At 69.3% G+C, this 3,644-nt stretch carries 7 protein-coding genes; all 7 read left to right on the top strand.

The window, feature by feature from the left end; genetic code table 11:
* The coding region (locus SM418_RS37815) for a hypothetical protein (protein ID WP_371946458.1) at nt 1–441 on the top strand (441 nt) is incomplete at its 5' end.
* A 137-nt stretch (nt 442–578) separates the two neighbouring features.
* Nucleotides 579–1,703 (top strand): AAA family ATPase, encoded by a 1,125-nt coding sequence (locus SM418_RS37810; RefSeq protein ID WP_371946457.1) that lies wholly within the window; start codon nt 579–581, stop codon nt 1,701–1,703.
* A complete protein-coding gene (locus SM418_RS37805) occupies nt 1,697–2,128 on the top strand; it encodes a hypothetical protein (RefSeq protein WP_371946456.1) in 432 nt (143 codons plus the stop codon). The genes SM418_RS37810 and SM418_RS37805 overlap by 7 nt, the downstream gene beginning before the upstream one ends.
* 103 nt (nt 2,129–2,231) lie before the next feature.
* Nucleotides 2,232–2,405, top strand: coding sequence for a hypothetical protein (locus SM418_RS37800; RefSeq protein WP_371946455.1), 174 nt, complete (start codon nt 2,232–2,234; stop codon nt 2,403–2,405).
* A gap of 1 nt (nt 2,406) precedes the next feature.
* A complete protein-coding gene (locus tag SM418_RS37795) occupies nt 2,407–2,595 on the top strand; it encodes a hypothetical protein (protein WP_371946454.1) in 189 nt (62 codons plus the stop codon).
* A complete protein-coding gene (locus SM418_RS37790; RefSeq protein WP_371946453.1) occupies nt 2,592–2,930 on the top strand; it encodes a helix-turn-helix domain-containing protein in 339 nt (112 codons plus the stop codon). The genes SM418_RS37795 and SM418_RS37790 overlap by 4 nt, the downstream gene beginning before the upstream one ends.
* Nucleotides 2,927–3,547, top strand: coding sequence for a hypothetical protein (locus SM418_RS37785; protein WP_371946452.1), 621 nt, complete (start codon nt 2,927–2,929; stop codon nt 3,545–3,547). The genes SM418_RS37790 and SM418_RS37785 overlap by 4 nt, the downstream gene beginning before the upstream one ends.
* Nucleotides 3,548–3,644: the final 97 nt, after the last annotated feature.

The following is a 3,644-nucleotide window of genomic DNA, read 5'->3' as shown; positions in this document are numbered from 1 at the left end:
TCGGCCCCCACCAGGACCGGTATCAGCGCGACCAGCGTAACCGACACGTCGGACACGCTCCGGGCTCTCGTCGCCCAGGCCGCCGCCCTCGTCGAGGAGATCGGCGACCAGGCCGAGCGCGACCGCGAGTCACGGCACGCCGGCTACCGCGAAGCTATGGCCTTCCTCCCCAGCTGTTTCGACCACGGTCGCGACGTCGGCCGTGCCGAGGCGGAGGAGGTCATGGCCGGCGCGTGGCGTCCCGTCGCTGAGAGCGTCCGCGACATCCCCCTGCAGATGGAAGTGCGCCGCCGCCGAGAGCGGCCCGGCGGCCCGGCCTACTACGCCGCGCTGATCCGGCACGACGGAACCGAGTACGGCGGAGCAGCCAACCCAAGGGTCCGAGCAGAGTCCGCGGTGTACCGAGCCGCGCTCCGATGGGCACAGCGGGAGGGCGCATGAACCCTGCCCTCTACTGCGTCAGCTGCGGGAGCCACGAGACGCACCCACAGCACCACGGGGAAGCTCTCGGTGGAGAGCCGCACCCGTTTGAGCCGCCCGCCCCTCCACAAACATCGGTGTCAGAAACCCGGAAGCCCGTGACCAGCGAAAATGACACTTCTAACGCTTCTGACACCGAGCAGAGCCGAGAGGAACTAGACGCCGAACTCCTTGGCGACGTCCGCGACGGCGTGTGGCTGGACTCCCAGGAGTTCCCGCCGCTGCAGTGGGCGGTGCCCGGCCTGCTGCCGGAGGGCATGACGATCCTCGTCGGGCCACCGAAGGCCGGGAAGTCGTGGCTGATCGGGAACATCCTTCTCGGCCTCGCGGCTGGCGGTCACGCGGTCGGCAAGCTGGCGGTCGGCAAAGCGCGGCGCGTCCTGTACCTGGCGTTGGAAGACGGCGACCGGCGCATGCAGTCGCGGTGCCGCATCATCCTCGACGGTGGCCCGATCCCCGGCCTGTTCCACTACATGACGACCCTTCCGCCGGGGAAGGTCATCCCGGTCATGGAGGCATGGCTTCGCCTCCATCCGGACACGGCGATGATCGTGCTGGACACACTCGGTCGAGTGATGCCGCCGGCGCTACAAGGCGAATCTCAGTATCAGCGGGACTACCGCGTCGGCGCGCAGTTGAAGACCGTCGCGGACACTCACCCAGGCCTCGCCGTCGTCGTTGTCCACCACGACCGCAAAGCCGCCGCTGAAGACTTCGTTGACGCCGTGTCCGGCACGAACGGGCTCGCGGGCTCTGCGGACGCTGTGATCGTCCTCGCGCGCAAGCGTAAGGCCGAAGACGCGTTCCTGAAGGTCACAGGCAAGGACGTGCCGGAAGCCGAGTACGCGCTTCGGCTGGTCGACGGAACGAACTGGGTGCTGGACGGCGAAGACCTGGACCAGGCCGCCGAACGTGCCGAGAAGCGCCAAGACGAAGCCGCCGTGTCAGACCTATCCGCGCAGATCATCGACTTCGTCCGAAAGAGCCCGGGACGGCAGGCCAAAGCGAAGGACGTTGCCGACAAGTTCGGCGCGAACGCGCACACGTACCTCAAGCGGCACACAGAAGCCGGGCGGCTGGTGAAGCTGCAGCGCGGCCTGTACCGAGTGCCGGACGGCAGGGCTGTGTCAGAACCGTCAGAACCGTCAGAATCCCAGGTCACGGGCTCGCAGTCTTCTAACAGCGTCAGAAACGACGACGAGGAGGACGGCGAGACATGGTGACGGTCGGTCTCCTCGAAGACGCCCTACGGCGGGGGCTGCGACTGCACTTCGACCAGGAGGGCATCCTCCGCGTCTCCGGGCCCCGCGCTGCCGAGACGACGGCCCTCGCGCTCGTCGAACACCGCCCACTGCTCGCCCGGTGGCTCCATGACGGCCGGGTGGGCTTGGACTGGAGGAACCAGCCGCTCCTGTTCCACCCCCAGGGCTGCATGCTCTGCTGCGACATCCGCGGCGACCACGACCGGCACCCACCCAACTGCCTCAACTGCGGCCCCGCATGGGACCGGCGCCGCCCCGACCGGTGCCGGCACTGCGGACACACCGCCCACTTCGCCTACAGCGGCGCACCCGTCCACAAGGCATGTGTGGAGGCAGAGATGTGGGCCCGGCTGGTCGACCTGCGCGACAGGAAGGCCGCCGCATGAGCCGCCTGGACGACGACATGCGCGCCGTCGGCTCAGCACAGACCGCCACATCCATACATGCGGCGCGTGAAGGCACGCCCGCCGATCACTGAGGAGAACTGACATGCCCGAGCCGCTTACCCCACCGCCGCGGCCCCCAGTTCGCCCGCACCACTGCGGGGCACGCGCGGCCGGCAGCGTCCCCGCACGTAACTGCAACGCCCCCGCCCGCCTGTACGCCTGCGGCTGGCGCTGCGACGAACACAAGCCCGTCCTGCTCCACGAACAGGAGAACTGACATGCCCGTGAGCGCCGATGACGACATGCGCGCCGCCGTTGACGAGCGTCTCGCCGCCCGCCGAGACGAGTACGCGCGTCGACGGGACGGCCGCCGCCGGCGCCTCGCCGAACTCGCAGAGCGCCGCCGACACGGCCTCGCCGCCCGGCACGCGGCCAAGCTCAACCGCACCCAGGAGAGCGACGAGTGACCGACGAACGGCAGATCCCGACCGAGGTCCTGGTGATCCTGCGGCGGCTGCTCGTCCAGCACCGCGCGCAGCCGAACACCTACCGGGGCCTGCTGCTGGTCGACACCCTCGTCCACGACTACCGCGGTCGCGTTGACGCGACCGGAGTAGGCGTCAGTGATCCCGGGATCCCATCGTGGTTCCTGACAACGACCGAGGTCGCCGAGATCCTCCACGTGACCCCGGACGCCGTCAGGAAAGCGTGCAGGCTCGGCACGCTGACCGGCCGCAGACAACCGGGTTCCCGCGAATGGCGGATCGACCCCGCCGCGGTCGCCGAATACCGGGCAGCGTGAACAGAGAGGGCCAGGGCGTGAACATCGAGGAAACCCACCAGTTCCTTGAATACAAGATCGAGACAGCGCGCGGCGACACCCGGTCCAAGCCCGAAGTGGTCCGCGCCGACATCGCCCGCGCCTACCGCACCGCCAAGACCCGCGCTGACGAACTCCTCCACGAAGCAGAGGCCAGCGTCGCCAAGCAGAACCGGGCGCTGCGGCGCAAAGCGTTCGTCCCGCCGCCCGGCACCGAGGGAGGCGACGCCCGGTCCCGCCGCGACGCAGCCGACCGCGCCGCGATGATCGAGGACCCGCGCGAGGCAGCCGAGATCCTCCGACGCGCCGAAGACCACGGTGACGTGATCCTCGCCGCGGCGGTCGCTGAACGCGCCTACGACCAGGCCGCCATGGTCGGCCGCATCGGCAAGGACACCGGATGGAGCACCGTCCTCGGCGAGTACACCGCGGAACGCCCCACCGTCCGCGAGACCCTCGCCCAGCTCGCGGACGTCCCTGACATGAACAACCCCGCGCACCGGATGCAACTCGCGATGCGGTACGCCGTGCAGAAGCCATCCGAGATCGAGCATCTCAGCGACGCGCAGATAACCGCCCTCGCAGACAGCGAGGACTGAACCCCGTGTTCGTCACCACCGCCGACGCCGCACGCGCGATCAAAACAGCCCGCGCTCTCACCCTGACGATCCCCGCCCCGGTCACCGACGCCGAGAC

The sequence above is a fragment of the Actinomadura chokoriensis genome (genome assembly GCF_041463665.1).
Taxonomy (GTDB): Bacteria; Actinomycetota; Actinomycetes; order Streptosporangiales; family Streptosporangiaceae; genus Spirillospora; species Spirillospora chokoriensis_A.
The sequence above is the reverse complement of the archived record's forward strand: the minus strand, read 5'-3'. Positions and strand labels throughout refer to the sequence as shown.